Source organism: Sulfuricurvum sp. (genome assembly GCF_030691015.1).
GTDB lineage: Bacteria > Campylobacterota > Campylobacteria > Campylobacterales > Sulfurimonadaceae > Sulfuricurvum.
Map to the genome: position 1 here is coordinate 192374 of NZ_JAUYFF010000019.1, position 26590 is coordinate 218963.

21 protein-coding genes are annotated in these 26590 nt (G+C 43.2%); 19 read left to right on the forward strand and 2 right to left on the reverse strand.

What is annotated here, in order from left to right; all coding sequences use genetic code 11:
* Positions 1–7 precede the first annotated feature (7 nt).
* From Q8O20_RS11795 to Q8O20_RS11840, 10 genes are all read left to right on the forward strand, one after another.
* Complete coding sequence (locus Q8O20_RS11795; RefSeq protein ID WP_305531375.1) at positions 8–895, forward strand: polyprenyl synthetase family protein; 888 nt, start codon at positions 8–10, stop codon at positions 893–895.
* The gene (hemA, locus tag Q8O20_RS11800) at positions 895–2187 is read left to right on the forward strand and encodes a glutamyl-tRNA reductase (protein WP_305531352.1); all 1293 of its coding nucleotides are present in this window, start codon (positions 895–897) and stop codon (positions 2185–2187) included. Before Q8O20_RS11795 ends, hemA begins: the two co-directional genes overlap by 1 nt.
* Positions 2187–3890 (forward strand): proline--tRNA ligase, encoded by a 1704-nt coding sequence (locus tag Q8O20_RS11805; RefSeq protein WP_305531353.1) that lies wholly within the window; start codon positions 2187–2189, stop codon positions 3888–3890. Before hemA ends, Q8O20_RS11805 begins: the two co-directional genes overlap by 1 nt.
* Positions 3887–4306, forward strand: a complete 420-nt coding sequence (locus Q8O20_RS11810) for an FxsA family protein (RefSeq protein ID WP_305531354.1) — start codon at positions 3887–3889, stop codon at positions 4304–4306. Before Q8O20_RS11805 ends, Q8O20_RS11810 begins: the two co-directional genes overlap by 4 nt.
* Positions 4269–5096: a DsbA family protein gene (locus Q8O20_RS11815; RefSeq protein ID WP_304740517.1), complete on the forward strand. Its 828-nt coding sequence runs from the start codon at positions 4269–4271 to the stop codon at positions 5094–5096. The genes Q8O20_RS11810 and Q8O20_RS11815 overlap by 38 nt, the downstream gene beginning before the upstream one ends.
* Positions 5097–5099: 3 nt before the next feature.
* A complete protein-coding gene (gene hemC / locus Q8O20_RS11820; RefSeq protein WP_304740519.1) occupies positions 5100–6041 on the forward strand; it encodes a hydroxymethylbilane synthase in 942 nt (313 codons plus the stop codon).
* 3 nt (positions 6042–6044) lie between these two features.
* Positions 6045–7865, forward strand: a complete 1821-nt coding sequence (locus Q8O20_RS11825; protein ID WP_305531355.1) for a menaquinone biosynthesis decarboxylase — start codon at positions 6045–6047, stop codon at positions 7863–7865.
* A 106-nt stretch (positions 7866–7971) separates the two neighbouring features.
* Positions 7972–8307 carry a c-type cytochrome gene (locus tag Q8O20_RS11830; RefSeq protein WP_304740523.1) on the forward strand — a complete coding sequence of 112 codons (336 nt, stop codon included), beginning with the start codon at positions 7972–7974 and terminating at the stop codon, positions 8305–8307.
* A gap of 85 nt (positions 8308–8392) precedes the next feature.
* The gene (gene argH / locus Q8O20_RS11835) at positions 8393–9778 is read left to right on the forward strand and encodes an argininosuccinate lyase (protein ID WP_305531356.1); all 1386 of its coding nucleotides are present in this window, start codon (positions 8393–8395) and stop codon (positions 9776–9778) included.
* Positions 9775–10239 carry an OsmC family protein gene (locus Q8O20_RS11840; RefSeq protein ID WP_305531357.1) on the forward strand — a complete coding sequence of 155 codons (465 nt, stop codon included), beginning with the start codon at positions 9775–9777 and terminating at the stop codon, positions 10237–10239. The genes argH and Q8O20_RS11840 overlap by 4 nt, the downstream gene beginning before the upstream one ends.
* A gap of 3 nt (positions 10240–10242) precedes the next feature.
* On the opposite strand, the gene Q8O20_RS11845 is transcribed toward Q8O20_RS11840, so the two are convergent.
* On the reverse strand, positions 10243–10599 hold the full coding sequence (locus tag Q8O20_RS11845; RefSeq protein ID WP_305531358.1) for a histidine triad nucleotide-binding protein: 357 nt from the start codon (positions 10597–10599) through the stop codon (positions 10243–10245).
* A gap of 159 nt (positions 10600–10758) precedes the next feature.
* Here Q8O20_RS11845 and pheS point away from each other — a divergent pair, with 159 nt between their 5' ends.
* Genes pheS through Q8O20_RS11875 form a run of 6 tightly spaced genes read left to right on the forward strand, consistent with a single transcriptional unit; the run spans position 10759 to position 19100 of the window.
* On the forward strand, positions 10759–11751 hold the full coding sequence (pheS, locus tag Q8O20_RS11850) for a phenylalanine--tRNA ligase subunit alpha (RefSeq protein WP_305531359.1): 993 nt from the start codon (positions 10759–10761) through the stop codon (positions 11749–11751).
* Positions 11748–14078, forward strand: coding sequence for a phenylalanine--tRNA ligase subunit beta (gene pheT / locus Q8O20_RS11855; protein ID WP_305531360.1), 2331 nt, complete (start codon positions 11748–11750; stop codon positions 14076–14078). Before pheS ends, pheT begins: the two co-directional genes overlap by 4 nt.
* Positions 14075–15352, forward strand: coding sequence for a 3-phosphoshikimate 1-carboxyvinyltransferase (gene aroA, locus Q8O20_RS11860; protein WP_305531361.1), 1278 nt, complete (start codon positions 14075–14077; stop codon positions 15350–15352). Before pheT ends, aroA begins: the two co-directional genes overlap by 4 nt.
* On the forward strand, positions 15349–16179 hold the full coding sequence (locus Q8O20_RS11865; protein ID WP_305531362.1) for a 4-hydroxy-3-methylbut-2-enyl diphosphate reductase: 831 nt from the start codon (positions 15349–15351) through the stop codon (positions 16177–16179). Before aroA ends, Q8O20_RS11865 begins: the two co-directional genes overlap by 4 nt.
* A gap of 4 nt (positions 16180–16183) precedes the next feature.
* A complete protein-coding gene (locus Q8O20_RS11870; RefSeq protein ID WP_305531363.1) occupies positions 16184–18628 on the forward strand; it encodes an ABC transporter substrate-binding protein in 2445 nt (814 codons plus the stop codon).
* Positions 18629–18665: 37 nt separating this feature from the next.
* A complete protein-coding gene (locus Q8O20_RS11875; RefSeq protein WP_305531364.1) occupies positions 18666–19100 on the forward strand; it encodes a bacteriohemerythrin in 435 nt (144 codons plus the stop codon).
* On the opposite strand, the gene Q8O20_RS11880 is transcribed toward Q8O20_RS11875, so the two are convergent.
* Positions 19097–19780: a response regulator gene (locus tag Q8O20_RS11880; RefSeq protein WP_305531365.1), complete on the reverse strand. Its 684-nt coding sequence runs from the start codon at positions 19778–19780 to the stop codon at positions 19097–19099. The genes Q8O20_RS11875 and Q8O20_RS11880 overlap by 4 nt on opposite strands.
* A gap of 141 nt (positions 19781–19921) precedes the next feature.
* Between Q8O20_RS11880 and Q8O20_RS11885 the strand changes: the two genes are divergently transcribed.
* From Q8O20_RS11885 to Q8O20_RS11895, 3 genes are all read left to right on the forward strand, one after another.
* Positions 19922–22615 carry a filamentous hemagglutinin N-terminal domain-containing protein gene (locus tag Q8O20_RS11885; RefSeq protein ID WP_305531366.1) on the forward strand — a complete coding sequence of 898 codons (2694 nt, stop codon included), beginning with the start codon at positions 19922–19924 and terminating at the stop codon, positions 22613–22615.
* Between the two features lie 2 nt (positions 22616–22617).
* Positions 22618–24780 (forward strand): POTRA domain-containing protein, encoded by a 2163-nt coding sequence (locus Q8O20_RS11890; protein WP_305531367.1) that lies wholly within the window; start codon positions 22618–22620, stop codon positions 24778–24780.
* Between the two features lie 153 nt (positions 24781–24933).
* Complete coding sequence (locus Q8O20_RS11895; RefSeq protein ID WP_304740978.1) at positions 24934–26589, forward strand: 30S ribosomal protein S1; 1656 nt, start codon at positions 24934–24936, stop codon at positions 26587–26589.
* Position 26590: the final 1 nt, after the last annotated feature.

Here is a 26590-nt window from a genome sequence, read left to right on the forward strand (position 1 = left end):
AGGTATGTTGAAAACTGTAGAAACTCTTATTGCTAAACTGGTTGATGAGGTTGATTATCCTCATGCGGCAGAACTTTTTAAAACTCTCTCAGGCGGGAAGCGGCTGCGGGCAAGACTCATTTTAACTATAGCTCCCGAAGCTCCTAATGCCCCCTTGCTCGGAGCGATTGTAGAATTGATCCATGCGGCGAGTCTTTTACATGACGATGTGATCGATGAAGCACAGCTCCGTCGCGGTGTCCCCTCAGTCAATGCGACACAGGGGAGCAAAACAGCCATTATGCTCGGCGATATTCTCTACTCAAAAGCATTTAGTGAATTGACGGCATTTGATCCTGCTATTTCCCGCGCCGTTGCCGAATCGGTAACCCGTCTCTCTGTCGGAGAGATGATGGATGTCGCTATGGCGGAGAGTTTTAATACCGATCGCGATCTTTACCTCAAAATGCTCTATCTTAAAACGGCAACGTTGATTGAAGCGTGTGCTTTCAGTGCGGCTTTGCTAAGCGGAAAAGATCACGAGGCGCACGCCACGTACGGTAAGAATCTGGGATTGGCATTTCAAATCGTGGATGATATTCTCGACATTACAGCCGATGAAGCGACACTCGGGAAACCGTCACTGAATGATTTTTCGGAGGGAAAAGTGACATTGCCGTACATCGATTTGTATGAGCGGTTGGATGAGGCGGGAAAAGAGCGTCTTGTTCAAAATCACGCCAAAGTGTTGAATGAAGAGGAAAAAGGGTGGATCCGTTCCCAAATGGATGACTATAAAATCATTGAGCACTCTTACACCTATGCAAGAGCTTTGTGCGATGAAGCGATTGAAGCCATCGGTGAAGAGACTGCACTCCGCGCTATTATTGAATCTGTAATCCAAAGAAGCCATTAATGCACTATTTGATTGCTAGTTTTTCGCATAAAAACTCAACGTTAGCGATACGGGAAAAACTTGCTTTTGTGGATGATACGGCACGACTCAATGCTATGAAAACACTGAATGCAAACAGTTGCATTAGCGAATCGATGGTTCTCTCTACCTGCAACCGTGTTGAGATTGTGTGCAGCTGTAATGATACGGAATTAGCAATAGAAGCCGTTTTTAAACTGTTGTCACATCACTCCGGACTGACTCCTCACGAACTCCAAGAGCGTGCCGATATTTTTGATGATGAGGGGGGAATCCACCACCTTTTCAGCGTAGCCAGTTCGCTTGATTCAATGGTTGTCGGAGAGACGCAGATTGCCGGTCAGCTTAAAGATGCCTATAAACTTTCCCAAGAGAATGGATACTCAGCTCAAAAAATCTCTCGTGCAATGAGCTATGCCTTTAAATGTGCCGCCGATGTCCGCAATGCCACGAATATCTCCTCTAAACCGGTCTCTATTGCCAGTGTCGCCGTAGCGAAAGTCAAAGAGTCGGTTGGAGATGTAAGCGGTAAAAGAGCGTTGGTGATCGGTTCGGGAGAGATGTCGGTGATTACCTGTAAGCATCTGAGTGCTCAAGGGGTGGATGTGACGGTTATGAACCGTACTTTTGAGAAGGCCGAAGCCATAGCGTTAGAGTGCAATGCTCGTGTCCGTTCTTTCGAGGAGATCGGTTATGCGATCAACGAAAATGAGTTGCTCTTTACCGCGACGGGATCCATCACTCCGATTATTACCGAGGATATGATACAACCGACGTCGTTTGATCGTTACTGGTTTGATATGGCGGTTCCGCGTGATATCGAATGTGATGCTGCTGCTTGGTCGATTCGACTTTTTTACGTCGATGATCTCAAAGAGATTGTTTCTGAAAATATCGCTCTTCGTGAGGATGAAGCGAAACTCTCTTATGTGATCATTCGTCGCCACGTTACCTTCTTTTTTGAATGGCTTAAAACCCTCTCAGTCGAACCTTTGATCAAAAATATGTATCTCAAAGCTTCCGATGCCGCATTCCAAGAATCGACGCGGGTTCTCGAAAACGGCTATATCCCTAAAGAATATGAGCAAGCCGTGCATAAAGCAACCCTACAGGCATTAAAGCGGTTTTTGCACCCGTTTGCCGAGAGGATGCGTGATGGTTCCGATCCTATGCGTGTTGATGCCCTGATCGAATCGATGAGTTTTTTAATGAATCGGGAAGAGGGGGATGACCTCTCCCAGAACTCCTGTACCTATTACCCTAAAGGAAAATAATGCGTTTTAGTAAAGCCTATATCCCCACCACCAAAGAAGCACCGAAAGATGCACAACTCCCAAGCCATATCTTCCTCTCACGTGCCGGATTTGTCACACAGGTAGCTGCTGGATTGTATAATTTCTTGCCGATGGGAAAACGGGTACTTCGTAAAATCGAAAACATTATTAATGAAGAGATGGCTGCATGTGACGCCCAAGAAGTCGATCTCAGTTTCGTCACTCCTGCCGAGTTGTGGGAAGAGAGTGGACGGATCGAGAAGTTCGGTAAAGAGCTTCTCCGCTTCCGCGATCGTAAAGAGAACCTTTTTGTTCTCGGGCCGACCCATGAAGAGATGATGGTGAACATTGTTCGTAACCGAGTTAATAGCTACAAACAACTCCCGATGAATCTTTATCAGATCAAAACGAAATTTCGTGATGAAGCGCGTCCGAGATTCGGTCTTATGCGCGGACGCGAGTTCGTGATGAAAGACGGCTACAGCTTTCACTCTTCAACCGAAGATCTGGATCGTGAGTTCGATGCTATGGAAGCGGCATATAAACGTATTTTAGAACGTTTGGGTCTTAACTTTCGTATTGTTGAAGCCGACAGCGGTGCGATCGGCGGTACGGGGTCAAAAGAGTTGATGGTACTTGCAGGAAGCGGTGAAGACACCCTTGCCGTGTGCGATACATGCGAATACGGTGCCAATGTCGAAGCGGCACGCCGAGCACCTAGAAGCACTTTTCCTGAAGCGCCGAGTGCCGATTTCGCCCGTTTTAAAACTCCTGATATCAAATCAATCGATGATTTAAGTAACTTTTTCCATGTCGATCCGTATTACACCCTCAAAGCTGTAGTTCAGCGTGCGGTTTATACTGAAGGGTCTGAATTGGTCTGTTTCTTTATTCGCGGATGCGATGAGCTTCAAGAGGTAAAAGCACGTAACAGTGTCGGAGCGATCGATTTGGTCGATGCAACCGAAGCTGAGCTTACTGAAATCGGTTTGCTTCCGGGATTTATCGGGCCGCTCGATCAAGATAAAATCCGTATCGTTATGGATAACGATACACGCGGGGCAACGACGATGATTACGGGTGCCAATGAAGCCGATTACCATTTTGTCGGAGTTGATCTCTCTGTGATGAATGAAGCCCATTTTGCTGATCTCATCAGCGTTCAAGAAGGGGACGGGTGTCCTCACTGCGGCGGTAAAATTCTCCATACCAAAGGGATTGAAGTAGGGCATATCTTCAAACTTGGGACCGTCTATTCCGCACCGCTTAAAGCGGAGTTTTTGGATGAAAACGGCCGTTCACAGCCCTTTATTATGGGAACCTACGGGATGGGTGTCAGCCGTCTTGTCGCTGCCGTGATCGAACAACACCATGATGAAAAAGGGTGTATTTGGACTCACGCAACGGCTCCATATTTGGTCAATGTTATGGTCTCAAACATCAAAGAAGAGAGCCATATGGCGTATGCCGAAGAGCTTTACGCATCTTTGCAATCTCGCGGTATCGAGGTTATGCTGGATGATCGTAAAGAGCGATTCGGATTTAAAATGTCCGATGCGGAACTGATCGGTTTTCCGTTTACCGTTATTGTCGGAAAAGAGTTGGAGAACGGCTTGGTACAGATTATGGTACGCTCTACCCGAGAGATGATTACCGTTAACGCGGCAGACGTACTGACTAAAATCGAGGAATTACGACAGTGATCTATTTTCTGATTTACCTTTTTGCAGAAGTCTTTATCACCATTGAGATTGCCACGCAGATGGGTGGATTAGCAACCTTCTTCGAGATTGTATTCAGTGCCTTTTTAGGAATTTTCATCTTAATGAATTTTCGTCATACGTTGAGTGAGAATCTTGACGCACTCCGTACGCGTCAAATCGATATGCAGGGATTTTCAAATCGAAATATTATGGGGCTATTGGGGGCAATTCTCCTGATTCTCCCAGGATTTTTATGTGATTTTATCGGTATTTTAATGCAATTTTCCCTTTTAGGAACACTGATCATTAACCGTTTTACGCGAAAATATCCACCACACAACACTACCCAAACCACACGAAAGGATGACTATGTCATTGATGCCGAAATTATCGACGATACTCCTTCTCTCCGCTAGCCTTATGGCTGCAACCGATGCTGAAGTTATTTCGTTTTTAAAAAAAGGGATTGGTAATAACCCGAATATTACCAATTTGTCAGTTGAAGTAAGCGGAAAGAAAAATCTCCCCGCAATGACTGGGTGGCAGGCTTATTTTATGAGCATTGAGGCAGATGTAAAACAAGGGAGTGATACCCGCCATATTAACCAAAATGCTACCTATTTTGTCAATGGCAATGTTATTGCCCCTGAACTGATTAACGTAAAGAGCGGTGAGCGCTACAACGATACGGTCTCTCCTGATTTCAGTAGCGGATTTTATACAAAATCCAACCGTATCAGCGGGGAAGCTAACGCAACCCATAAAGTAGCTATTTTCTCTGATCCTCTTTGCCCGTTTTGTCGTCGTTATGTTCCCGAAGCAATCTCGTATATGGCAAAATATCCTAAAACATTTGCCCTTTACTACTACCATTTTCCACTTGCAACTCTTCATCCTGCGGCGGTAACGTTGACAAAAGCAGCGATTGCAGCGGAGCAAAACGGGACGGAGAATGCTGTTTTGAGTCTTTACAAAGTTGATATTAATGCGAATGAAAAAGATGACCAAAAAATTCTCAATGCTTTTAATAAAACATTCGGTACAAAAATCGACCTAAAAGACATTAGACGACCTTCTGTCATAAATCAGTTTGAATTTGACCAAAAAGTGGCACAATCGATGATGGTTGTCGGAACACCTACCGTCTTTTTTAACGGTCAAAAAGACGCTTCAAAAAATAAATATAAAGAGATTAAGGTTAAGTAATTTATGAAAAAACTCACAATCGCAACACGCGGAAGCAAACTTGCCCTTTGGCAATCCAACCATATCAAGTCGGTTATTGAAACACAATTTCGCGACGTCGAAGTGGAACTTAAAATTATTATCACCTCCGGGGATAAAATTTTGGATGTCCCTTTGGCAAAAATCGGGGGTAAAGGGCTATTTCTTAAAGAGATCGAAGAGTCTATGCTTCGCGGTGAGGCACAGATGGCGGTACATTCTCTCAAAGACGTTCCTACCGTGATGCCGGAGGGGTTATTACTCTCGGCGATCACTCTGCGAGAAGATGTCCGTGATGCGATGTTGAGTGAAAAGTACCCTGATATTATGTCGCTTCCTCAAGGAGCGATCGTCGGTACATCGTCATTGCGTCGTCGCATGCAGCTTGTGAAACAGCGTCCCGATTTAGTGATTAAAGATTTACGGGGGAATGTTGATACCCGTATTCGTAAACTCAAAGAGGGTGAGTTTGACGCGATTATCCTCGCTGCGGCAGGGATCAATCGTTTAGGATTTTCGGATTTGGTAGAGTATTTTTATCCGATTTCTCTGGATGAGATGCTTCCGGCTATGGGGCAGGGGGCACTTGGTATCGAGACAGTTAACGAGCCGTGGGTATTAGAGATCGCGTCATTCCTCGAAGATGAGAACAGCCGTATCGAGACCACCATTGAACGCGGGTTTGTCGACACGTTGCAGGGGGGATGTCAGGTTCCAATCGGTGTTAGTGCACGGGTTCAAGAAAACGGAGATGTGATTGTTCGCTCAACGCTCGGTATGCCTGATGGCTCTGAAGTGATGGGAGATGAGATTACTGTTTCTAAGCAACAAACAAAACGTGTCGGTGAAGCGATGGCGGAGCGTTTGATTGCACAAGGTGCGATGGAATTATTACAGCGCGCCGAAGCTATGGCAAATGAGGGTTAATCTGTGACATTAGAAAAAACCATTGATCTACTCCAAAGCAAAGGGGAATTGCGTATTATCGATACCCCTTTGGATATAAAACTTGAAATTCCCCATTTAGCGTATGCTGAAGTCAAAAAACAAGATGGGGGGAAAGCACTCCTTTTTACCCATCCGATTGATAAATCGACAGGTCAAAAGTTTGATATTCCCGTTGTGATGAATCTTTTCGGCTCATTCCGCCGTACTGAACTTTTATTCGGACGCGAAGTGGAAGGGGTGGCAAGTGAGATTGAAAAACTTCTCCACATGAAGCCCCCTCAAGGATTTAAAGAGAAAATAGGGATGCTCGGCGATCTTTTTTCAATGAAAGATATTTTCCCTAAAAAACTCAAAACGCGCGGAAGCTGCCAAGAGATCGTCCAACAGGGTGATGACGTTAATCTGTATGATTTACCGATCCTCACAACGTGGGAAGAAGACGGCGGTCCGTTTATTACAATGGGGCAGGTCTATACTCAAAGTCTTGACGGAGCGCTCGTTAATCTCGGGATGTACCGATTGCAGGTGTATGATAAAAACCATCTCGGTATGCACTGGCAGATTCATAAAGACTCATCTCACTTTTTCGATCAGTATCAACGTGCCGGCAAAAAAATGCCGGTATCGATTGCGATCGGAGGCGATCCTCTTTATACATGGTGTGCAACGGCTCCGTTGCCGTATGGGGTTAATGAACTGCTCCTATATGGACTTATCAAAAAAGAGTCTCCAAAACTGGTTGAATCGCTCACGACACCGCTATTTATCCCTGAGGATGTCGATTTTGTCATCGAGGGGTGGGTAGACACTGAAAAGCTTCGAATAGAGGGCCCTTTTGGGGATCATACCGGCTATTACACCTTGGAAGAGCATTACCCCGAGCTGGAAGTGAGTGCGATCACTCATCGTAAAAATCCTTATTATTTGGCAACCGTAGTGGGCAAACCGCCGTTGGAAGACAAATATATGGGATGGGCGACTGAACGAGTATTCTTGCCGTTGTTGAAAACGAATGCGGCCGATTTGATCGATTATCATATGCCGGAAAACGGAGTGTTTCATAACCTCATTCTGGCAAAAATGAAACCGCTTTATAAAGGGCATGCAAAGCAGTTTATGCATATTTTTTGGGGTTCAGGCCAAATGAGCTTTGTCAAACATGCCCTTTTCTTCGGGGAAGATGCACCGAAGCTGACAAACTATGAAGCATTGATTACCTATGCACTGAACCGATTTATCCCTAAATGCCTTTTTATCTCTGAGGGGATTACCGATGCACTGGATCATTCCAGTCCCGAATCGCTCGTCGGCGGCAAGCTCGGTATCGATTTTACCGCATCGTATTCACCGAGCGCACCTGAGTCAGTTGATAGCCCTGCATTGTTAGAAAAAATACGTCACCTTGTTCCTGAAGTTACCGGATTGACTCAATATATGCGTCATACCGCCAACCCGATCACTGTGATAAGTGTTGATAAAACCCGTTCGATGAAAATCTGTTTCAGTGCTTTGGATGCTCTAAAATCGTATTTACGGATTGTAATTTTTGTGGATGACGCTAAAAACGATATTCATAACCCCTATATGCTCCTTTGGCGTGTCAGTAATAATATCGATGCGTCACGTGACTTATATGTTTCAGACCCTATAGTAGCGTTTGATGGGACGATGAAAACGGCAGTTGACGGATATGAGCGTGAGTGGCCGGGTGATGTAGAATGTACCCCGGCTGTTATAGAGCGACTAAAAGGGCTCAACCTTTGGGATTTAGACTTGAAATTAGAGAAAAAATATCAACTTTGATCCCCTATTTCCCCTTGTTTAGGGGAATAAACTTAAGCAATTTATTAGAATTACTAATGTAATATTAACTTAATAGATATACTATAAATAGGGAAGATCAATTCCGATGCGCACCTTTTATGCTACAGTAGCAATTACACTTTTAGCCGGTTCAACCCTTCTTAACGCGGCCACATACAAAGGTCAAAAAATTTACATTGATTCTTGTAAAGAGTGTCATGGCGGCGGTCAACAATTAGCCGGATCTAAAAAACAGCGCGTATGGGAAAAATTGATGGATAATAAAGGTGAGAAACTCGCCGATATTCATCTGAATTCCAAAAAAGCGCAGCCGTCTTGGGATTATTTCAAAGATCGCAGTTTTACAAAAGGGGCTAAACATCTGGAAGATTTTCTGGTTGAATATGCATCCGATAGCGGCAATGTCCCTGCCTGTAACTAAATAAACCCTTCATCCTCTGCGGGATGATTTTCTTCTAAACCAAACTTCGCTAAAATACCCCACTTTTACACACTTCGGAGATACCATGGAAAAGATGTGGTCAGGACGCTTTACGCAAGATGCGTCAACCCTTTTGGAAAAATTTAACGCCTCGATCATGTTTGATCAAAAACTTTACCGTGAAGATATCGAAGGCTCCATCGCACATGCGAAAATGTTGGCTCATCAAGGGATTTTAACCGATGAAGAGTCTACTTTGATCGAAAAAGGGATGGCTCAAGTACTCAGCGAAATTGAATCAGGATCGTTTGAGTGGAAAATCGGTGATGAAGATCTCCATATGGCGATTGAAAAACGGCTCACGGCGATTATCGGCGAAGCAGGAAAAAAACTCCATACCGCACGTAGCCGCAACGATCAGGTCGCTCTTGATTTCCGTCGTTACGTACTTCGCAAGAATCGTGAGATAGTTGAACTGATCAAAGCCCTTATGGAAGTCGTTGTTGATATTGCAAGAGATCATACTGCGACATTATTACCGGGAATGACCCATCTGCAACACGCACAACCGATTAATTTTGCATTTCATTTACTGGCATACGCTTCGATGTTTAAACGTGATATAGAACGTTTTGAGAGCTCTATGGCACGTAATAATATCTCTCCGATCGGATGCGCCGCACTTGCCGGAACACCGCACAATATCAACCGTGAAATGACGGCAAAAGAACTTGGCTTTGATTCGGTGAGTATCAACTGCCTCGATACGGTGAGCGATCGTGATTTCGCGCTGGAGATTTTGTTTAATATCTCGACGTTGATGATGCACATTTCCCGTTTGTCGGAAGAGATTATTTTGTGGTCAAGTTACGAGTTTCGTTTCGTTGAACTTTCCGATCAATATTCGACCGGTAGCTCTATCATGCCGCAAAAGAAAAACCCCGACGTTCCTGAGTTGCTTCGAGGAAAAACAGGACGGGTGTTCGGTAACTTGATGGGACTTTTGACTGTAATGAAAGGGTTGCCGCTAGCTTATAACAAAGATACCCAAGAGGATAAAGAGGGGGTGTTTGACAGTGTTGAGACGGCTGAACTCTCCCTTGAAATTCTCCGCGAAGCATTGCGTACAATGACAATTAAACCTCAGAATATGGCTCGCGCGTGCAAGCTGGGGCATCTATCCGCTACCGATTTGGCGGACTATCTGGTCGAGCACTGTGACGTTCCGTTTCGTGAAGCGCACCACATCACAGGACGCGCCGTTGCCCGTGCCGAAGTGCTCGGAATCGATTTGAGTGATATCGACTATCCTGAACTTCACGCTATCGATGAACGAATTAAAGAAGATGTTATCCCCTATTTGGCGATTGAACACTCGATGAATGCCCGTATTTCCCAAGGGGGAACGGCGGAAATTCGTACACTAGAGCAAATTATCTATTTTGACCATTTCCTCAAGGATGTACAATGAAGATTACCGTTTCTCATCAGGATGCAATGCGCTTTGAAGCTAAAACAGAGAAGAGCAGTTTTATTATCGATTGCCCCCAAATCTCTCCGATTGAGTATTTTTTAAGCGGGATTATCACCTGCAGTGCGACCGATATTGTACTGCTTCCTAAACAGCAGGGGTATGAAGTAAAAAATCTTGAAGTAAGCGGTGAAGTGGTTCGTAATGAGTCTGCTCCGCGAAAATTCAACTCGCTTCACCTCGAATACCGATATGAATCGAATGCGGACGATACACTCGCAGCACGTTGGGTGATGGCGAGTCTGGAGACCTACTGCTCAACGATCAATACGATTCGCGACACCACAGCGATCAGCTATACGATTATCCATAACGGCAAGGTGATTCGTGAAAATGAGAAGATGATTAGCGGTGGTGGAAGTGCCGTCGATTTTGGTGCATTGCAAGGGTGCAATGCGTAAGGATTAAAAGAAATCCTTAGGATCAGCGTCAGCAAAATGACCCCATTTGAGCTTCGCTCCGCCGAGGATGTGAAAATGGAGGTGCCCTACCTCTTGAGCGCCATTTTCCCCGATATTACTGATGATTCGGTAACCACTCTCGTCAATTCCGCACGCTTTGGCGACCTCTTGCATAAACGTTGACATTCTCCCCATCACATCTCCGGGAATATCGTTAAAACTTTGATAATGTGCTTTTGGAATCGCTAAAACATGAACGGGCGCTTTGGGATTAATATCATGAAACGCATAAAATTCTTCATTTTCGGCAACGGTATTGGAGGGAATTTCTTTGTTAATAATTTTACAGAAAATGCACATGCTAAACCTCTTTTTTTGTGCTATTGTAGCATATGGAAGATCGCTTGAAGCTATTTATAAAAGAGATTTGACTACAATATCCCCTAAATTGAAAGCACTTTCAGAAATAGTGATAACGTATTTAAAAGCTTTCAGAAAATCATCAATGGAGACTCTATTTTGCAAGAGTGGTATGACGCTATAAAATCGGCTGACTCGATTGATAAAATCGAAGAGATCCGAATCGCCGTTTTCGGAAAAAAAGGGATAATGAACGCTGAGTTCGCCCGTATGAAAGATGTTCCTGACGCGGAAAAAGGGACATTTGCCAAAGAGTTAAATATTCACAAAGAGGGGTTGAATGCCCTTTTGGTCGATCGTAAACTTTTCTTAGCAATGGAACATTTGCAAGCGACGATGAAAGCGGAAGCGATTGACGTAAGTCTTTACTCCGCCACTACGGAACACGGATCACTGCACCCTGTTATGGAGACTATGGATCGAATCGTGGAGTATTTCGTTGCGATGAACTTCTCGGTACAAACGGGCCCGATGGTGGAAGATGATTTTCACAATTTCGAAGCGTTGAATCTCCCTAAATACCATCCGGCACGCGATATGCAGGACACGTTTTATTTTAAAGATTCTATGCTGTTGCGTACCCATACCTCGCCGGTACAAATCCGTACTATGCTCTCTACTCAACCGCCGATTCGGATGATTGCTCCGGGCGCCGTATTTCGCCGCGATTACGATATCACCCATACTCCTATGTTTCATCAGGTAGAGGGGTTGGTTGTTGAAGAGGCGGGAAAAGTCTCTTTTGCCAATCTCAAATTTATCCTCGAAGATTTTTTGAAAACAATGTTCGGCGATGTCGAAGTCCGTTTCAGACCGAGTTTCTTCCCGTTCACGGAGCCTTCAGCTGAAGTCGATATCAGCTGTATTTTCTGCGGCGGGGAAGGGTGCCGAGTTTGTTCGAAAACAGGATGGCTCGAAGTTCTCGGTTGCGGTATTGTCGATCCGAACGTTTTTAAAGCGGTCGGTTATGAGAATGTCAGCGGTTATGCGTTCGGTTTAGGGGTTGAGCGTTTTGCGATGCTGATCCACCGAATCGGTGATTTACGCTCTTTATTTGAGGGAGATACGAGATTATTGGAGCAGTTTAGATGATCGTAACAAAAAATTGGCTAAATGAATGGATCGATCTTACTGATGTAAGCACCGATCTGTTGCTTAAAACATTAAATTCGATCGGTTTGGAAGTAGATGCTCATGACGTTGTCCGTGTCGCTGATGGAGTGGTTGTCGGATACGTCGAGTCGTGTGAAAAACATCCTGATGCTGATAAACTCAATGTTTGTCAAGTTAATGTCGGGAAAGAAGTGCGCCAGATTGTGTGCGGTGCTTCGAATGTTCGTGCAGGACTATACATTGCGTTAGCAACGGTCGGTGCGGAACTTCCCGGCGGTCTTAAGATCAAAGAGGCAAAGCTGCGCGGTGTCGATTCCCACGGTATGATCTGCTCCGCTAAAGAGATTGGCCTTCCTTCTATGGGTGAGGGAATTATGATCCTCGATGAGAGTATCGGTGAATTGGTAAAGGGTAAAAATCTCAATGAATACGGTGTATTCAATGATGATGTTATCGAGATTGAACTGACCGCCAATCGCGGTGATTGCTTGAGTATTTACGGAATTGCGCGCGATTTGCGTGCAGCACTTTCTCGTCCTCTTCGTGAGAAGAATATCAAAGATAACCAAGAGGGTCGCTTGGGGATCGGACGAATTTTGCAACTGCAGCATACGGAAACGTTTAATGCAGATTTGTTATTCAGTGCCGTAGAAGTTAAAGAACTCACTGTTCCTTTGATCATTTCCCTCCGTTTGGCAATTATTGATCAAGCGTATACCACAACCGTTGATGCAATATTATTTTATGCGACGCAGAGTACGGGAGTTATCTTACGTGCCTATCCGTTTGAAAAATTCGGAGATGTGGAAAATAAAGGGATTATTACCCTTGAAAATGATGAAAACGGTTACGCGTCGTTGTATGGCAAAGGAAAAGTTTCTGTCATCGGTGTCTCTCAAGAAAAAGAGGCTCATTTTAGTGCTAACGAGGGGTTGGCAATTATCGAAGCGAGTTATATCGCTCCTGAAGTGATTGCAAAACAAATGGGGGAGAAGAAAATCCCTAGCTGTCCTCATTATTACCGTACGTCACGCGGAAGCGAGCCGACTATTGAAATGGGTATCCGATATGCAGCGGAATTGTTTGAAAAATATTCAACGTCGCAAGTATATGGGGGAAATATTGAGTTAACCACGACGTATGAACCTCGTATTATCAGTATGGTTGAATCTGAATTTGAATCGTTTATCGGTCTTAAAATCGATAAAACACGTATCACTCAGATTTTTAAGAATCTAGGGCTAGATATCGGTAAGCCTAAAGGCTCTACATTCGCTATTTCGGTTCCTAAATTTCGCCATGACATTGTGAATAAACAAGACATTATCGAAGAGATTGTCCGTATTGTCGGAATTGACAATATCCCTTCCAAGCCTCTTGTTTTTGCTGAAGCAAATCAGATGAGCAGTGATTTGGCAGAGTACAAAAAAACGCGACTGTATCGCCATCGCGCTGCACAAAGCGGATTTTACGAGTCTGTCCATTTTGTCTTTAATGAACGTGCGCAAGTAGAAAAATTCGGATTTGTCTGTACTGAGAGTTCAAAAGAGCTTTTAAACCCGATCACGGCTACCTTTGATACGCTACGTCCGACCCTTTTGGTAGGACTTTTGAATTCGGCGTCTGCCAATGTCAAAGTAAATCAAAAGAAAATTGCTTTGTTTGAAGCAGGGATGGTTTTTGACAGCGAGCGCCGCGAGTCAAAGCGTCTCGGATTTATCGTATCGGGTCCCATGGAGAATGAAAAGATTTCCAATGCGGGTAAACCTGCCGTTATCGATTTTGCTTCTTTTACGAAGTTGATCGCGGATGTAGCGGGATCGTTTGAACTGGTATCGCATACCACAAGCCACTCGTTAGCCCATCCGTATGTGTGTGCAAAAGTAATGATCAACGGTGAAGAAGCGGGTGAATTGTTCCGCCTTCATCCTCAAGTAGAAGAAGAATTTGACCTTGCTCAAACGTTTATGTGTGAACTCAAAACCGATTGCCTCCCTTATGGACTCATCGAAGCGCAACCGTATTCGAAATATCAAGCCTCTTTTAGGGATTTGAGTATTTTGATCTCCAAAGCGGTGACGTATGAGAGCATTAAAGCCGTGATCGAAAAACACGCCTCTGCACAAGTAAGACGTTTTTATCCGGTAGACCGTTATGTATCCGAGAACTTGGGAGAACAGATGAGTCTTACCCTTAGATTTGTCCTCCAATCGGATGAAAAAACACTCGAAGAAGAGGATATCAATGCCGCTATGGAGTGGATTCTCAGCGGTCTTAAAGATGAGTTGGGAGCAGGTTTGAGATGATGTCCGCCAAGGTTTATTCTGCACAGCCATTCGAATTTAAAAGTGATGCGATTGCGCCCGATAAATCAATTTCGCACCGATGTGCGATGTTTTCTGTTTTAGCGGAGGGGGAGAGCAGAATCGAGAATTTTCTCCGCGCGGAAGATACCCTTAACACCCTCAAAATCGTCGGACATCTTGGGGCAGAGATCACCGATGACGGGAAAATAATCACCATCCGTTCCAACGGGATACAGGAAACGTCCGAAATACTCGATTGCGGTAATTCGGGAACCGGAATGCGCCTTTTTTGCGGGCTTCTCAGTTCGGCTGAGGGACATTTTATCCTTACGGGCGATGAATATCTTAAACGCCGTCCGATGAAACGGGTCACTCAGCCGTTGCGTTCTATCGGAGCAAAGCTGGATGGCCGTAATAATGGTGATCTCGCACCCCTCTCCATCCGAGGAGCATCCCTTAAAGCATTTGATTATACCTCTCCTATCGCTTCGGCACAGGTAAAAAGTGCGATGATGCTTGCAGCACTCCGTTCCGATGGGGTGTGTACGTTTCGTGAACCTGAGCTTAGCCGTGACCATACAGAGCGGATGTTGCGCGGTATGGGTGCTCGTGTTGAGATCAATGCTCTTGAGACGAAAATTTGGCCACTGAAGACGCCTCTTAAACCTCTTGATATCCGTGTTCCCGCCGACCCTTCCAGTGCCTTCTTCTTTGCGGTAGCGGCAGCTATTATCCCCGGTTCTTCCGCAACGATAGAAGGGGTTACCCTTAACCCCACCCGTATCGAAGCGTTTAAAGTGTTGGAGCGTATGGGGGCGAAAATCACTTATACACTCAATGATGAGCGGTATGAGCCGATCGGATCGATCAAAGTGGAATATGCGCCTCTACAAGCGGTCATAGTGGAAGAGAATATCGCATGGCTTATCGACGAACTTCCGGCTCTCTCCATCGCTATGGCGTGTGCAGAGGGGAAAAGTGTTATTAAAAATGCCGAAGAGCTTCGGGTCAAAGAGTCTGATCGTATTAAAACGGTTGTTGATAATTTGAACCTTTGCGGGATTGAAACCGAAGAGTATCCTGATGGATATGCGGTACTCGGCGGAGAATTAAAATCGGCTGTAGTAAACAGTTTCGGTGATCACCGTATCGCGATGAGTTTTCTTATCGCCGGGCTTAAATGCGGTATGGAGGTTGTGGATATCGAGTGTATCAACACCTCTTTCCCGAACTTTTTTGAACTTTTGGGAATCTGCACAAAGGTTGAGCGATGAAAATCGAGTTGGCGGAGAGTTACGGGTTTTGTTTCGGAGTAAAACGGGCGATTAAAATTGCCGAAGAGAACCGAAATTCCGCAACATATGGTCCTCTTATCCATAACGCCAATGAGATTGATCGGCTTAAAAACGATTTCAATGTCGCCCTCAGTGAAAATCTCGATACCTTTAAAGCGGGTGAAACCGCGGTCATTCGTACCCATGGTATCCCCAAACAAGAGTTGACGTTATTGCATGAGCGTCACGTAAATGTGGTGGATGCAACCTGTCCGTATGTGACCAAGCCGCAGCAAATTTGTGAAGAGATGAGTGCTCAAGGGTATGATATCGTCATCTTCGGCGATGAAGCGCATCCTGAAATCAAAGGGGTTAAGAGCTATGCCAAAGATAATGTGTACGTTGTCAATAGCCCTGATGAAATAGATGCCTTACGGTTGCGTGAAAAAGTTGCAACCGTAGCTCAGACTACCCGTAAAGTTGAAGAGTATCAGCAAATCGTCGGCAAATTGATGGCTACGCATAAAGAAGTACGTGTTTTTAATACGATTTGCAATGCAACGTTTGATAACCAGGATGCCGTACGTAAACTTGCGCAGCAAGCCGATGTCATGATTGTTATCGGAGGTAAAAACTCTTCCAATACAAAACAGCTCCATTCTATCGCGCAGGAGTTTTGTCCGGAGAGTTATCATATCGAGAGCCAAGAAGATTTACAGCCGGAGTGGTTTAGCGGCAAAATTTTTTGCGGTATCAGTGCAGGAGCTTCTACCCCTGACTGGATTATTAATCAGGTTATTGAAAAAATAAGATCCATTACCGTTTAATGTAATGCGATTCATTTTTGTATTATTCATTTTATTTTCATCATTATGGTCACAAAAAAATCTTGAAAAAGTATCCATTCAGCTTGATTGGAAATTTCAGTATGAGTTTGCGGGATTTGTAGCGGCAAAAGAAAAAGGGTTTTACCGTGATGTCGGATTGGATGTCGATCTAAGAGAGTATCACAACAGTGTGGATACGGCATCTGATATAATCAACCGTAAAGCCACTTACGGTTCGTATAATAGCAGTATTATTATTTCAGGCGGGAAACCGGCACCTGTTGTGTTGCTTGGAACCTATTTACAACGCTCTCCCCTCGTATTCGCTGTACGTAAAGGGATTAATAATCCTGCCGATTTAATCGGGAAGAAGATTATGGCTACGAAAGACGAGCTTCGATCCTCCTCTCTTGGACTGATGCTTAACCACTTCGAAATCACACCTACTAATGCAACTATTTTACTCCATTCTTTTGATATCAACGATTTTATTAACGGAAAATGCGATGCAATTACAGTATTCCGCTCGAATCAGCTGTATGAACTGGATCGTTTGAATATCCCCTATTCAGTTATCGATCCGGCAGATTACGGATTTGTAATGAGTGCCGTGAATGTCTTTACGTCACGGAATGAAGCCCTTGAAAATCCTGAACGGACGCAAAAGTTTATTGAGGCAACCAATCGCGGGTGGAAATACGCTTTAGATCATCCCGATGAAATTATTGATCTGCTCCTGAACAAATACAACACCGGAAAATCCAGAGATGCACTTGTATACGAGTACAAAGTGACAAAAAAATTGATGATGACCGATTTTTATCCGATTGGTCAGGCCAATGAAGAGTTGACCGTTCGAGCCTATAAACAACTGGTTCAGTCAGGAAGGCTCTTAGTCGGGCAGAAGCTTGGAAAATTTATGTTTCAAGACATTATTGCTTCGAACAATGATGTTCAGATGACGACGGCTCAGAAACACTATTTACTGAACAAGAAAAAAATTGTCATGTGTGTCGATCCTGAGTGGTATCCGTTTGAAGCGATTCGTGAGGGGCGTCATATCGGGATCGCTTCGGATGTGATGAGTGAGTTTGAAAAGCGGCTCGGGGTTCCGATCGAATTTCATCCTGTCGAATCGTGGGAAGAGTCGATTACTCTCGCAAAAAAACGGGAATGCGATATTCTTTCCCTTGCTTCAAGTACGCCTGAGAGACTTCAATACATGGATTTCACTTCACCGTATGTGACGTTGCCTATCGTGATGGCTACAAAGATGGATAAACCGTTTACGGAAGATATTACATCTTTGGGAAATGTTAAGTTAGGTTCCGTAAAAGGGTATGTGATAACGGAACAGTTAAAAACACACTATCCTGATCTCAATCTTGTTGAAGTAGCGTCTATAACGGACGGTCTTAACCGCGTTGAATCCGGCGAATTATACGGCTATATCGATAATCTTATGGTTGTCTCTTCGTACATCCAAAAAGAACATACCGGAATGTTGAAGGTATCATTACGGTTAAAAGAGAAGGTCGAGTTGTCGGTGGGAACCCGAAATGATGAACCGATTTTGAAAGATATTTTTGAAAAACTGGTTTTGGGTATGGATCCGATTCTGATGCAGCGTTTTTATAACCGTTATACAACGGTTATAAGAGAACAAAATCCTTATGGGATGATTGTTCTTAGCGTACTCGCATTGGTTGCCCTGATCAGCGCATTAATGATTGGATGGAATTATCTGCTTCGTAAAAAAGTGCATTTGGAAGTGGCGAAAAATCTTCAAATTAAAGATCAGCTCTATCAAAAAGCAAAACAGGCTGAAATAGGTAACCTGATTGCCAATATTTCCCATCAATGGCGTGAGCCGCTCTCGAAACTCAGTTCACTTAATCTTCTCACCATTGCCAAGATAAGAATGGGGCAGCCGATAGAAAAAGAGTGGCTTTTAGAGCAGTCTCAAAAGATCGAAAATACGATTGATTTTATGTCTCATACCATGCAAAACTTTTTAGAATTTTACAAACAAAACAGTGTTAGAAGTGATTTTTCTGCGTATGATTCGATAGAAAGTTCTATTTCCATCATTGAAACGAAAATCCTTGATTTCGGCGTTCTTGTGGTGATAGAAGGGGAAGATACCGTATTAAACGGCGTTAAAAACGAATGGATGCAGGTTTGGCTCAATCTTTTAAATAATGCGGTTCAGGTATTTTCAGAGCGAAAGATCGAGAATCCGACGATACGCATCGAGGTGAGTTCGAATAGAATTATGTTTTGCGATAACGGCGGCGGGATGAATTTAGGAATATCTTCGAGCGGGTTAGGTTTGCCGATGTGCAAGGAGATAGTTGGAAAATACGGTGCTCGTTTGGAAGTGGATAATTGTGACCGCGGTGTATGCGTAACAGTTGTTTTGCGATCCGTTTGCGATATGAAGAAGTAATAATAACGAATATTATTTGAATCAAGGGATCATCATTATGGCAACAGGTTTGGAGTGGAGCGAAGAATACCGACTCGGAATTAGCGGGATTGATGCTCAGCACGAACATCTTTTTGATATCGTGGGGCGGATTGCGGCACTCGATGCGCTCACTTCGACTAAAGAGGAATTGAAGGCAATTTTAGGAGAACTTAACAGCTATATGAGCGAGCATTTTCGCGATGAAGAAATCTATATGAGACGGATCGGTTTCCCTGCATACGAGTATCACCGAAATTTACACCATGAAATTATCGAATTTGTAAACCAATCGATCACAAGCTCTCCGACATTGGCTATGATTCGAACCAAACTTAAATTTATTATCAAAAAAGCATTGATCGATCATATCGTTACCGAGGATATGAAATACAAACTTTACGTAGAAACCCTCAAAGACTATGTTGACGAATGTACTGTTGAATTGGATTAAAGTTTAAATCGATATCCGAGATCAGGAATCGTATAGATAAACGTTTTTCCAAATCTACGACGGATTCGGAGGATAAAGTTTGTTAGTGCAGAATCACTCATATCTTCAAATTCCCATACGGCTGATTGAATCATATCTTTAGTAATTAATCGGTCTCGATTATGGGCTATCAACTCCATAAAAAGGGCTTCCTTTTTATTGAGAGAGAAATTACCCCCATCTTGTATGAGTATTTTGTTTTCTGTATCAAAATACCACCCCTCTTTGAGTTCTATTTTTTGCATTTGATTTAGCCCTAGCTTTTCACTGCATTGTTCTAGTGCTTGAATCAACTCATCGTACTTAATCGGTTTGAGGAGATAGGCTGTAAGTCCCAACGGAATCGAGCGTAATAAAAAATCTTCGTCTTTGTGTCCGCTAATGATTAAAATAGGTATTTGAACGTTTGTGCTGCGAATTTTACGGATAAAATCGAGACCGTTTTCATTTTTGAGTTTGATATCGCTGATTATGATATCAATATGCGATTTTTCAAAAAGTAATTCAGCCTCTGCAATAGTAGATACATGATGCACTTTTTGGACAAAGATATTGAGTAAGCTGGTTGCATTTAGCGCTAATTCAACATTGTCTTCGAGAAAGAGAACCGTTTTGTCTTTGAGCTGTTCAAGAGTATTCACCGCTGGATAGTCCTATTTATTATGTAAATGGCAGTCTATCAGACTACTATCGTAAATATGTCGCAAAAAACATAAATTAGTGCGATATTAGTGCGATTTTAAGATGGAATAATCATGGTAATGAAATTTCTCAAAGGATGAATGATGAAATACACACCCGATTTTAGTTCCCGTTTTCGTATTTTAAAAGGGGGAAAAATTTCCCTTGTCGTTTCGGCTCTCGTAGCCGGAAGTACGATGAGTTTTGCTGCTCCAAGCGGTGGGACAGTCACAACTGGTTCAGCTACTATCAACCAAAGCGGCAGTGTCACCACGATCAACCAGTCCACCAATAAAGCTTCGATTAATTGGAACAGTTTTAGTATCGCTCCGAGTGAAACGGTGAACTTCGTACAACCCTCCGCACAATCGGTAACATTGAACCGTGTAGTAGGGACATCTCAATCCCTAATACAAGGGGCAATGAATGCAAACGGTCAAGTATTCCTCATTAATCCCAATGGCGTCTTGTTTACTAACGGATCGCAGATCAATGTAGGAGGTTTAGTAGCCTCTACTCTTAACATTACTGATGCAAATTTCCAAGCCGGTAACTACGTCTTCGAAGGAAACTCGCAAAACTCGATTATCAATATGGGAACCATCACCGCTCACAATGGCGGATATGTTGCGATGATGGGTAAAACTGTCCAAAATGAGGGAACTATTGTCGCAACGATGGGGAATGTCCAAATGGCATCCGGTGAGAAGATCAGCCTTAACCTAAACGGTAACTCTCTGGTAAAACTCACGATTGATCAGGGAACCCTCAATGCTCTCGTCGAGAATAAAGGGCTTATCCAAGCTGACGGTGGTCAAGTGTATCTCACCACTCAAGCACTGAACACTATTCTTGATGGTATGGTGAATAACACGGGGATTATCGAAGCACAAACCCTAAACGATGTGACAGGTAAAGTAATCCTCTTTGCTCATGGGGGGACAGCTAATATTGGTGGGACGATCAAGGCTGAGGGCGGTTTTGTGGAGACTTCGGGAAAAGAGTTTGCTATTGCCGAAGGAACTACGGTTCAAGCCGAAGAATGGTTGATTGATCCGGTGAATATCACTATCAATGGTGCGTTGGCTACAGCGATTCAAACCGGGTTGGCAAGTGGCAATGTTAAGATTACCACAGATACGACCGATGGAACACGCTTGGATACATCAAGCGGAGAAAGCGGTTCAGAAGGAAATATCAATGTTAATTCCGCAATAGCATGGTCATCAGATAACACGTTAACCCTTTCAGCCTATAACAACATTTATGTCAATCAAAATATTACACATACGGGAACATCGGCTGGCGGTGTTATTTTTCTCTACGGCCAAGGAACAGCTGATGGTGGTACAAGCACCTATAGCGTAGCATCGGGCAAAACGGTTACTTCCCCTTCGCTACAATGGAGAAAAGGGAGTGATATGGCAAGTACCCGCTATGCAATGGTTAATGGAGATGTATTTTTTGGTGGGAAATATATTGAAGTAGGTATAAACTCTGCATCCGGTGGTAAATTCGGTACAACAAGTAAACCGAGTTTATTTTTTGGACGACAAGGCGGTCTATCAGGTGTCGGTATGACAGGAGATGCGGATGGTTTTGGTACGGGTGCTGATTTACGAATCGATTATTTTTTACCCGGGTCTCCTTATGAAGCATTCTCAGCTAAATATGATATCAGCGGTGTAACTACGACAGGGTCGAATTTTGTTTCAGTGGGGAACTCAGGGACAATTGAACTATTGCCTCTTGGGGCAGATAATACTATGTCTGCAAAAGTTACAACAACTTTGGGCGGCAATTTAAAAACGGAACAGCTTGTTACTCTAGGTATAAATGATAAGTATTTTAAAAATAAAGTAACGTTGAGTAATGTGGGTGCGTCTACATTAGATAATGTAGCTTTTGTAAGAAGTTTTGATCCTGATAATACAAAAGATATGGGTGGGAGTTATTCCACTATTTTAAAAATTGAGGAAAAAGTTTCATCCGGTGATACTTCTACCGTTGTGAGTGCGACTAGTTTAGATAGCGATGCATATGCAACGGCTTCAGGCGGTAATCAATCCAAAATTATATATTATACGACAGATACAAGAGCCAATGTAGGATTTGGCGGACCTTTTTTTGGTGGAACAATTACTGATATGCTAACGACTGCCTCTGGACAGTCCAAAGGTGCAACAGCAACAGCAGATCAGGGTATGGGAATTATATTAAGTGCCGGAACTCTTGCCGCAAGTGGTACAGCAACGTTTAATTATCTAACCTCTCTTGACAATCGTGACATGTCCACGATTCTGTCTGAACTGAGTACAGCATCAACCCCCATTCCGACGCCAGCACCGGAACCAACAGCTGTTGAACCGGTACAGGAACAAATAGTCAACAGTATCGTGACGACGATTGTCAATTCAACAACCGTTACTCTACCAGCACCTATCGTGGTAGCGCCGTTGGCACCACAACCGAAACAAGTACAAACGCAAGCACAGAATAACACACTCCTTCAAACCATCCTGCCGCAAAGCTCAACTAACGGCGAATCGTTTGGACTGGTCGGATCTACTGATGGTAGTAGTTCAGTACAAACGGTAACAATGGAGCAACTTCAAAGTGCGGCAACGGCACAAGGGATGGGAGAGATCCGTGTACCGCTGGCAAACAATAGTATGGTCGAATTGGTGAACGGCGGTGTAAATCTTCCGAATGGTGTGAGCCAAGAATTTTATGTTGTTGATAACAGTGCAGGAAGTAATGGGACATCTAATACCAAAAAAGACAAAAAGGACTAAATATGCAAAAGAAAGCTCTTACATTATCTCTTATTTGTGCTGTTGCACTTTCGGCTGCACCAATTAATACAGGTGATATTTTACGTCAGGTAGAACCAGTGAAGTTGCCAATCGAAGAAAAAAAAATACCTACTGTAATTCAGCGCGATTCCAATACCTCTGATCAAAAATTGCAGCAACCAAAAATGAAAGACGAGGTGGAAAAGCTGTCTCCACCTGTAAAAATTATTAAAAAAAATGATTTACTTGATCGACAAGTTGTAACAAACAAAGACAATACGGTCAAAATAAAAAAGTTTCTTTTTAGAGGGAATAATAGTATTAAAGCAGACGAATTACGGAAAGTTATAGTTGACTATAATAATCGTGAGCTAAATGTTAAATCAATACTTGATGCTACTGATGAAATTACAGCATATTACCGTAATAAAGGGTTTGTAAATGCTCATGCTTATGTTTATAAAAAAGATATTCATGAAGATACTATTACTATCACAATATCTGCAAAAAATCATAGTGAAGTCATCAATGATCCTGAATTATTAAAGCAAGAAGAGGTATCAGCTAGTTCTTCAATATCATCTGCAAAAGAAACCCAACACGATGTTCAGAATACCATGGTAGCTGATCGAGTTCGCCAAGCCGAACAATTAGAACCACAATCTACCCTTTATGTCAAAGAATTTTACTTCAGCGGTAATACTGCTTTTAGTTCCGAAACTCTCGCTTCTCTCGTAAAATCGTATGAGGGAAAAGAACTCGGAATTAATAGTCTTAAAGAAGTGGCATCGGTCATTACCAAATACTACCGTGACAACAGCTATTTCGTTGCCCGTGCATATATTCCAAAACAAAATATGAAAAATAATAGTGTCGAGATCGCGATTATCGAAGGAACTTATGGCGCATTCGATATGAAAAACACTTCGTTGGTCGATACTGCAGAAGTACAAGGATTTATGGATCACCTCAAAGGGGGAGAACTCGTCTCTACCATGAGCTTAGAGCGTCAAATGCTCCTCATCAATGATCTCTCAGGTGCTCAAGTTACCAATGCCGAAGTTTATCCCGGAGAGGCAGTGGGAAGCAGTGACTTTCGTATCACCGTATCCCCAACCCCTAAATACACAGCCTATGCTATAGGTGATAACTACGGTTCACGCTATACCGGAGAGAACCGCCTGAGTGCAGGTGCTTCGATCAACAGCCTAAGCGGTATCGGCGATACCCTAAGCTTAAGCGGAATGATCTCCAACACAAGTGATCTTAAAAACGTTCGTGCAGGATACGACCGACCACTGGGTTACAACGGTCTTAACGGGGGAGTCAGTGCCAGTATCACCAAATACATCATTGATGAGATTAACAACTACGAAGGATACGGTCAAACCAACAGCTACAACGCGTATGTTGCCTATCCCTATATTAAAACTCGATCCCATACCCAAAGTATCCAAATGGATTACGACCATAAAGATATGAAAGACTCAAGCGGTGCAACCGGAGCTGTTGATGAGAGCCAAAAAAGCCTCGATGCACTAACCCTAAAACTAAGTGACAAACGTAACACGTCTCTCTTGAGTCTTCCGGGTAGCCTTTACGCTTCTGCTGGAGTCACCACAGGACATATCGGAATGGAGAATGATGTTGCGTATGTCAATGATGCAGGGCTTAACAGCGTCGGCAACTATATGAAAGCCAATCTAAACCTGACACACAGTCAATATCTTTTAGAGAACACCACACTTCAAACCAACTTAAAAGCCCAAAAGAGCTTTGGAAATAACCTTGATTCCGCCGAAGATCTCTCGGTCGGGGGATCTAACGGTGTACGAGCGTACGAAGACAGTGAACTCAGCGGTGACCAAGGATATGCCATCAGCTTTGATCTGATTTACAACTTACCAAAAATCAGCCAAATCATCCATAACACCAGTATGTTCCTCGATCACGCACGTATTTGGAAGAACGATACACTCTTCAACAATGACGATAATACCCGTACCCTCAATGCAATCGGTTTGGGCTACAGTTTAAACTATGAAAACTTCGATCTAAAAGCGACTCTTGCACACGGCTTCGCTGACGAACGCAAACCTACTACTGAAACTGAATTCCATACCAACTCTAACAAGTTCCTTATTCAGGGGATGATGCGCTTTTAAACAATTTTCGGGGAATCCCCCCGATTTCTTCATTAATGCGTATCATTTTCTTTTTATAAAGAGCAAAATTTCATCTTATATTTCTCAATTATAAATCAAAAAACAAGCATTTTTTCGCTATAATCAGCCAATTTTTAGTTACAAGGGATAGGCATGGCTTTCGATAACGAATCGTTCGAAGAAGAAAATTTTGCTGAGATGTTAGAGGCATCTTTCAAAGAGCAAGAATCTACACGCATTACAGAAGGTGAAGTAGTAGAAATTCAAGAGAGTGACAACCGCGCGTTGGTAGGCGTCGGTGAAAAACTCGAAGGGATCCTTTCACTGGATGAAATCCGTGACGCTGAGGGAAAACTTCTTTTTAACGTCGGCGATAAAATTATGGTTATGGTTATGGGTCACTACAATGAGCGCCCAAAAATTTCGTACAAAAAAGTGCTTGAGCAAGAGAAAACGCTCGCATTTATCAATGCACACAAAGAAGATTTCGAATCTATCGTGATCGAAGCATTGGTGACGAAGAAAAACAAAGGGGGCTACCTTTTGGAAGCGGATGATGTCCATTTCTTCCTTCCTCGTTCACTTGCTGCATTCAAAGAGACCGATCAAGTAGTCGGTAAAACGATCAAAGCACAAGTGGTAAAAGTTGATGCTGCTGAGGCTTCAATCGTTGTTTCTCGTCGCAAGCTTTTCAATGATGAGCGTAAGCGTAAAAAAGAGGTTATCGATGCATTGATGGAAGAGGATAAAGTTATCCAAGGTACCGTCAAAAAGATCACTAGCTACGGTATGTTCGTTGATGTCGGCGGAATTGACGGGTTGGTTCATTACAATGAAATCAGCTACAAAGGGCCGGTTAACCCATCAAAACTCTACAAAGAGGGCGACATTGTTAATGTGAAAGCAATTTCATACGATAAAGACAAGCGTCATTTATCTCTCTCCATCAAAGCGGTACAATCCGATCCGTGGCAAGAAGTTGAAGAGGCGTTGGAAGAGGGTGATACTATCACCGTTACTGTCAGCAACATCGAGCCGTACGGTATTTTTGTCGATCTTGGAAATGACATCGAAGGTTTCCTTCATATCTCTGAAATTACATGGGATAAAAATATCAAACACCCTAAAGACTACCTCACGGTCGGTCAAGAAATTGATGTTGAAGTTATCGAAATCAATTCTAAAACTCATAAATTGCGCGTATCGTACAAACGTCTTCAACCGAAACCTTTCGAAGAATTTAGCAAAAAATTCAAAGAGGGTGATGTTGTTACAGGTACTATCACGTCATTAACCGATTTCGGTGCATTTGTTAAAGTAGGCGGAGTAGAGGGGTTATTGCATAACCAAGATCTTTCATGGGACAAAAATGTTAAATGTAAAGAGACCCTCACTGTGGGTGATGAAATCGAAGTAAAAATTGCAAAAATCAATGCGGAAGATGAAAAAATTTCGTTGAACCGCAAATCACTTGAAGAGAGCCCGATCGATCAATTCGCTACCAATCATAAAATGAATGAAGTAGTAAAAGCAACGGTTCGTGATGTGAAAGATTTTGGTGTATTCGTTTCATTAGAAGGGGGTGTAGATGCCCTTATCCGTAATGAAGACCTTTATCCTCTCATCGCTGAAGAGCTTGAAATCGGTCAAACCATCGAAGCGGCTATTTTAGTTATTGATGCGAAACGTGATCGTATTCGTCTCTCCGTTAAAAAATTAGAGCGCCTTAACGATCAAAAAATGTTGGACGAAATCAATGACAATGACGCACACAGTCTTGGTGATTTGATTAAAGATCAATTGAAATAAA

Excerpts from the sequence above, each read along its gene's own strand:
- aroA (WP_305531361.1), top strand. The coding sequence starts at position 14,075 with ATGATGTCCGCCAAGGTTTATTCTGCACAGCCATTCGAATTTAAAAGT.
- Q8O20_RS11890 (WP_305531367.1), top strand. The coding sequence starts at position 22,618 with ATGCAAAAGAAAGCTCTTACATTATCTCTTATTTGTGCTGTTGCACTT.
- Q8O20_RS11865 (WP_305531362.1), top strand. The coding sequence starts at position 15,349 with ATGAAAATCGAGTTGGCGGAGAGTTACGGGTTTTGTTTCGGAGTAAAA.
- hemA (WP_305531352.1), top strand. The coding sequence starts at position 895 with ATGCACTATTTGATTGCTAGTTTTTCGCATAAAAACTCAACGTTAGCG.
- Q8O20_RS11805 (WP_305531353.1), top strand. The coding sequence starts at position 2,187 with ATGCGTTTTAGTAAAGCCTATATCCCCACCACCAAAGAAGCACCGAAA.
- Q8O20_RS11885 (WP_305531366.1), top strand. The coding sequence starts at position 19,922 with ATGATGAAATACACACCCGATTTTAGTTCCCGTTTTCGTATTTTAAAA.
- Q8O20_RS11845 (WP_305531358.1), bottom strand. The coding sequence starts at position 10,599 with ATGTGCATTTTCTGTAAAATTATTAACAAAGAAATTCCCTCCAATACC.
- hemC (WP_304740519.1), top strand. The coding sequence starts at position 5,100 with ATGAAAAAACTCACAATCGCAACACGCGGAAGCAAACTTGCCCTTTGG.
- Q8O20_RS11840 (WP_305531357.1), top strand. The coding sequence starts at position 9,775 with ATGAAGATTACCGTTTCTCATCAGGATGCAATGCGCTTTGAAGCTAAA.
- pheT (WP_305531360.1), top strand. The coding sequence starts at position 11,748 with ATGATCGTAACAAAAAATTGGCTAAATGAATGGATCGATCTTACTGAT.
- Q8O20_RS11870 (WP_305531363.1), top strand. The coding sequence starts at position 16,184 with ATGCGATTCATTTTTGTATTATTCATTTTATTTTCATCATTATGGTCA.
- Q8O20_RS11830 (WP_304740523.1), top strand. The coding sequence starts at position 7,972 with ATGCGCACCTTTTATGCTACAGTAGCAATTACACTTTTAGCCGGTTCA.
- argH (WP_305531356.1), top strand. The coding sequence starts at position 8,393 with ATGGAAAAGATGTGGTCAGGACGCTTTACGCAAGATGCGTCAACCCTT.
- Q8O20_RS11815 (WP_304740517.1), top strand. The coding sequence starts at position 4,269 with ATGCCGAAATTATCGACGATACTCCTTCTCTCCGCTAGCCTTATGGCT.
- Q8O20_RS11895 (WP_304740978.1), top strand. The coding sequence starts at position 24,934 with ATGGCTTTCGATAACGAATCGTTCGAAGAAGAAAATTTTGCTGAGATG.
- Q8O20_RS11875 (WP_305531364.1), top strand. The coding sequence starts at position 18,666 with ATGGCAACAGGTTTGGAGTGGAGCGAAGAATACCGACTCGGAATTAGC.